This window comes from Nitrincola nitratireducens, from assembly GCF_000585235.1.
Taxonomy (GTDB): domain Bacteria; phylum Pseudomonadota; class Gammaproteobacteria; order Pseudomonadales; family Balneatricaceae; genus Nitrincola; species Nitrincola alkalisediminis.
In genome coordinates, this window is the sequence record NZ_AONB01000042.1 from 1 (window position 1) to 5,107 (window position 5,107).

Sequence of the window (5,107 nt, forward strand, 5' to 3'; positions counted from 1 at the left end):
TATAGCTCTTATGTGGCTGGGCTGTAAAGTTGTGAAGTGCTTGCACTTTGCAACTGCACCAGCCAGCAAACAAGCAGCTTGCTGCGCGTTAGGCTTTACATGCCGAAATCAAGCCCTGATGATTTTCGTTTTTCGCGTTTTTGCTCAGGCTCTGGCCTTTGCTCAGGCTCTGGCCTTTGCTCAGGCTCTGGCCTTTGCTCAGGCTCTGGCTCAGGCCTTTGTGACTGACCCGGAATTTTTTTAATTTTTTCAATTATTGCTGCACGCTGCTCTGCACGCTGCACGTCCCGCTTGTCTTCTTTCGCTGTATATTCAGGATCAGCAAGAACCTCGCGGATCAAACCGGCTTCAGCATTACGCTTAGGCTCTGACTTATCAAAGTCTTTTTTCAGTTCAGCATGCACAGCTCTAGCAGCTGCAAGCGCTGACTTTTCAGCAGCTTCAGCTTGCTGCAGCTGCTGAAAAGTCAGCGCTTGCTGTTGAAGTAAAGCCGCATGTTCAGCAGACGGTTTAAGCAGGCCGGTGCTGACAAGATACGTTCTAAAGCGGTGCTGTTGCTCGTACTGAGCAACGGCCTTGGTTGTTTCAGAAGCTTCAAATTTGGCATAGCTGATCTCTCGCTTAGCCTCTTGATGATCGCGTTTTGCAACGTAAAAACGAGGTGACTGCTCGCGGACAAAATCAAAGTCAGCAGCCAGGGCAAGCTTGTTTTGCAGCTTTTCGCGTGGCTGTTCAAACAGATCAGCTTTAGCGGCTTCGCGCTGTGCTTGCTGCTTTTCTTGCTTGTATTTAAGCATGTCTATGATATCAGCAGTTTTATTGATCTCATTTGCAAGCCTATTGTAATCGCCTTTACCCGTTTCTATGCCTTTAGACTCAAGTGCAATGACTCTTGGACCGAGATGTATCGTAGGCACTTTATCGATGCCCTGACGCTTGTAGCTACGATGATCAAGCCGCACATTTGACTGTGATTTCTCAAGCGCTCGATTTGCAAGCGTAGCGTACATTTCGCGCGCTTTTTCAATATCGGTATGACGCGGTTCGAGATACGCTTTTTTACGCGCTTGAGGTGACCACTCACGCCATGATTTGCCGTTAAGTTCATTTCCCTGGGGATTAACTTCGCGTGTTGTTGTTAAGATGTGCGCGTGAGGATTTCCGCCCTTGTCGTGTATGCACACATCAACCGCTACCCCATATTCTGCATGCAGCCATTGGCCATATTCGACCGCGAGCGCTTGACGCTGTTCTTTAGATAGTTCTGTCGGCAAGCCGATTTCATATTCGCGAGCAACGCACGCATCTTTGCGCTTTTCAGCCGCTTCAGCAGCGTTCCATAGCTCTGACCTTGTACCAGACCAGCCAATAAGTTGGGTAAAATCAACATCGGCTTTTTTGGTATAGTCATGTTCGATACCGGTTCTATGATCGATGATCTTTTCACCGGCTCTGTACGCAGCAGCAGCGCAAGCACTTCTGCCAGAAGACCGGCTGACAGGCTTAACGCTGTTGTGGTACATGCTAGACATTCCTTTAGCCCTGATTTAACCAGCCGTCAGCGTCAGGTTCCGCTTGAGGTTGATTTTTAGAGTTGGTTGACAGTTTAAGGAGCTCTTTAAGGGTTTCTTGCAAACGCTCTTTATCGCGATCAGACGCAGTGCTGGACAAATAGTTGTGCATAGTCATTGCCAATTCACTATCGCACTGTGCAGCGTTTAGCATCAACGCACCGACGATGATTTTAATCTGCGTTAATTCCGCATCTTTCTTTTTTCGTAGACGTGCTAATCTGGCCTCCTGTTCAAGAATTTGTTGTTCGATAGTTTTTTTTGTCATAGCCGTAAATCCTGCATAAACTGTTTAAGTTTTAACCAATATTAGCGTAAGCTGGAAAGCCTGTAAATCCCCGAAGGGCGCACTTAGTAGTTAGCATACGCTAACTGTGCGGTCTTACTCTTACGAGTAAGACGGAAAAGCAGAAGCAAGAGCAAAATCGGCTTTCGCTTTATCTAGTATATCATTAAGTGATTGGTCGATTTCGGCTTCGCGCTTCAAGCGTGCGCGTTTAGTGATTATGGCTTTTGCCTTTTTAAACTCAGCGCGTTGGTCTGACATTGGTGCTACGTCTGAATAATCCCCTTGGGTCGATTCTTCATGATCCGCAAGCCAGCGCTGAATACCAGCCGCGCCTTCCCTTTCCGCAATGTTCAGAATTTCGGCTCTGGCTTTATATCTGAGAATAATTCGCCACTGGTGAGCGGTTAGCAATGCCAGAGAATCGGCCTTGTCTTCTTGCTCATGAGCGATTTCTTCATCAGTCTTTTCTTTGACACCGACCTCATCTTTGAGTCCTTTAGACCAAAAGATTTGAGCGCGGCCTTTCATTGCATCAGCATATTCAAGCCAGCGCTGAGCCGCGTCAGGCCGAGCCGGTTCCTCGCTTGCTATGTCAGCAAGCAAGGCAAAAGGGTGAAACCCTTTGATACTACGGCTTGTTTTGCTGTTCGCTTTTGCAAGCTCACGGTCAGCACCCCAGTGTTTACTACTATCGTGCTTAGCCAGGTATTCCGATGTATCACAGTTATCAGTGATCTTAACGCTATGCTCTAAAAATGCTGATTCTTTACCCTTTGGCACTAAACCGGCCTTTTTACATACGTTCAGCCAACGCTTAGCCACCTCTTCCCTAAGCCTTGTAACATCAGCGTTTTTAGATACCAACCACGCTTCATGCGTGTGCGGATGCCAACCGTTGTCACCTAAAGTCACTTCAAGGCTTCTAATCAAGCCACCGAAGCCTATACGGCCTTTTGTTTTTTCCCATGCTTTGCCAGACCTGAGCCGTTTATACGCCTCAGACTGCCTAGAAAGCAGGTCAGAGAGGGTTTGGAAGCTGTAATGAGGAAAAGTAAATGTGACCATGATCATCTTACGATCAGAGCCGTATGCGTAAGCAAAGGCCTGTGCGATCTCTAGGCGTCTACGTTCCTGTACCTTTGCAGCGCAAACCGGACACGTCCAGCTATTGCCGCAAATCGAAAGCCCTACATAAAACGCCTTATTGTGTTCAATGCTTCGCTTGATACCCACGTTTTCAGCAATGCGCACGTGTAAGCATTTTGCGGTTCTATGTCGATTGGCTGGATATTGAAGCTTTTTCTTATTGCCATCAGCCACGAAAACTTCTCTAGCCACCGCTTGAAGCATATAACGCTCAGCCCTTAAATCACGCGAATTATCAGGGCTCAGAGCACTTTTTGAGGGGGGGGGTGAAGAAGATTCCGTGTAGTATACCAAGAGGCCGCCCGCTTGCGCGGTCGAGCCGGTGCCATTTTCTGCACTGTGCTGAATAGAATATAAGTCGTGGTCTAATAAATTAGAGGATTTTAGAGACATGAACCACCGCCAAAGATGGCGGCAGTGGTTGAAAAAGTATGAGCTGTGATATATAGTTTCATCGTATTCGAAGCCCTGTAACGCTATCCCGCCGCCAAGTGAGATGAAGTGTTACAGGGCTTTTCCTTTTCCGTTGTTAGTTAAATTCTGATTAAAATTTACTCTCATCTCTTCATCATTTCAAGCCCAAGCCGCTAGCTGTCTGTTCTGACAGTGTTTTGTGCTGTCTGAAAGCCTTAAAAGCGGTTAATCATGGGGCGGGGTGTTTGTGTCAGATACAACAAAACCCGCAGCCGCCACCAGCACCGGCACATTAACCACCAGTCGCAAAAGCGTTAATCATGCAGTTGTTGCAGCGTCCTTAACAGCAACGGCACCATCTTTGTCACGTCTGCTCTGTCACTTCCGTGGTCTTTCAAGCAAAAGCAAAAACCCCTTGTAGCAAAAAATTCATATAAAAATATCATATTTATTTCATATTTCGTATTGTATTATGTATCGTATTACGTATAATATGATAATACAGAATATGAAATTAAGGGGAAATATCATGGCTAGAACTGGAATTACATACTTAGAGGTCACTACTGCTATCGACAAGATCATTGCCGCTGGTGACGAGCCGACTATTCAGAAAATCCGTGATGTTTTGGGCACTGGTAGCCCAAACACCATTCACCGCTTTTTGACTCAATGGCGTTCTGCACGTCCAGTTGAACAGCGTAAAGCGGTTGAACTGCCTGCTGACTTGGCGGCTGCATTGCTTAAAGAAATTGAACGTCAAGCCGCTGATGCACGTGCTGAAGTTGAAAAGCAGCTAGTCGCTGCACAAGCTGAAGCCGCAGAGCTGTCAAGAGATGGTGAAGTCACTGAGGCTGATCTTGAAACCGCACGTGAAGCGCTGGACCTCAAAGACGCTGAAAACTCGAAGCTTAAAGCTGACTTTGACCGCGTTACTGACTCGCTTGCACGTGCTATGCACGAGCTTGAAGCAGAACGCAAAATCACTAATGAGCAGAGAGATGAGCTTGCTTTAAATCGCAATCGCGTTATTACATTGACTGAGCAAGTCAACGATCTGAAAGCCGAACTTGCAGCAAGCAAGCAAGAAGCAAAGGCCGCGCATGATGCCGCTGTTGCTGCTGAGAAAATGGCGGCTGTCGCTGCTGCACAGCTCGAAGCCGAGCAAAGCAAAAACGCTGATCTGGTATCCAGGTTAACTAATGCTGATGCTGAGCTTGCAAAGCTACGTGACAAGTACGACAGCAAAGTTTCTGAGTGCGCTAAAGTGAAAGAAGACCTTGCTTACACTCAGAAAGAAATTAATGAGCTTCACCATGAGATATCTGAACACGTGACAAATTTCGAAAACGCCAAGCGTGAAGCTGACGCTTTGAAAGAACATCTCGCTCTCGAACATCGCAAAAACGCTGAGCTACAAAGCGAGATCGACTCGCTTACTGACAAGCTGACTGCGCAATCTAAAACTAAAAAATGAGGTGTGACGACATGAGTAGTCATATCGAAAAAACACTCGAACAACTGCGTAAAGAGATTCAACAAGTTCATGCTCTTAACGAAAAGCTCATCAACGAAATAAATGATACAAGAGATGAAGACTATTTATATCAACTACGACGCGACTTAGACAACTATCAACTTCTTGCGCATGATTTATCTATTGCAATCGATGTTTTAAAAAATCGGC

Annotated in this window: 6 protein-coding genes; 3 read left to right on the forward strand and 3 right to left on the reverse strand. The window is 46.4% G+C overall.

The annotated features are described in order from the left end of the window. Nucleotides 1–95: 95 nt before the first annotated feature. From D791_RS19425 to D791_RS18400, 3 genes are all read right to left on the reverse strand, one after another. Nucleotides 96–1,523 carry a MobA/MobL family protein gene (locus D791_RS19425; RefSeq protein ID WP_051514693.1) on the reverse strand — a complete coding sequence of 476 codons (1,428 nt, stop codon included), beginning with the start codon at nucleotides 1,521–1,523 and terminating at the stop codon, nucleotides 96–98. 13 nt (nucleotides 1,524–1,536) lie between these two features. After that, complete coding sequence (locus D791_RS18395; protein WP_036514922.1) at nucleotides 1,537–1,839, reverse strand: hypothetical protein; 303 nt, start codon at nucleotides 1,837–1,839, stop codon at nucleotides 1,537–1,539. Nucleotides 1,840–1,959: 120 nt separating this feature from the next. Beyond that, nucleotides 1,960–3,399, reverse strand: coding sequence for a protein rep (locus D791_RS18400; protein ID WP_036514925.1), 1,440 nt, complete (start codon nucleotides 3,397–3,399; stop codon nucleotides 1,960–1,962). Between the two features lie 268 nt (nucleotides 3,400–3,667). Here D791_RS18400 and D791_RS18405 point away from each other — a divergent pair, with 268 nt between their 5' ends. The 3 genes from D791_RS18405 to D791_RS18415 form a co-directional block, all read left to right on the forward strand. Next, the gene (locus tag D791_RS18405) at nucleotides 3,668–3,841 is read left to right on the forward strand and encodes a hypothetical protein (RefSeq protein WP_157682434.1); all 174 of its coding nucleotides are present in this window, start codon (nucleotides 3,668–3,670) and stop codon (nucleotides 3,839–3,841) included. 108 nt (nucleotides 3,842–3,949) lie between these two features. Further along, nucleotides 3,950–4,897, forward strand: coding sequence for a DNA-binding protein (locus D791_RS18410; RefSeq protein ID WP_051514694.1), 948 nt, complete (start codon nucleotides 3,950–3,952; stop codon nucleotides 4,895–4,897). Between the two features lie 11 nt (nucleotides 4,898–4,908). Further along, the coding region (locus D791_RS18415) for a hypothetical protein (protein ID WP_036514929.1) at nucleotides 4,909–5,107 on the forward strand (199 nt) is incomplete at its 3' end.

What these genes read in the sequence shown, in the direction of transcription:
- D791_RS19425 (WP_051514693.1), bottom strand. Translation starts at nt 1,523, where the DNA reads ATGTACCACAACAGCGTTAAGCCTGTCAGCCGGTCTTCTGGCAGAAGT.
- D791_RS18410 (WP_051514694.1), top strand. Translation starts at nt 3,950, where the DNA reads ATGGCTAGAACTGGAATTACATACTTAGAGGTCACTACTGCTATCGAC.
- D791_RS18400 (WP_036514925.1), bottom strand. Translation starts at nt 3,399, where the DNA reads ATGTCTCTAAAATCCTCTAATTTATTAGACCACGACTTATATTCTATT.
- D791_RS18395 (WP_036514922.1), bottom strand. Translation starts at nt 1,839, where the DNA reads ATGACAAAAAAAACTATCGAACAACAAATTCTTGAACAGGAGGCCAGA.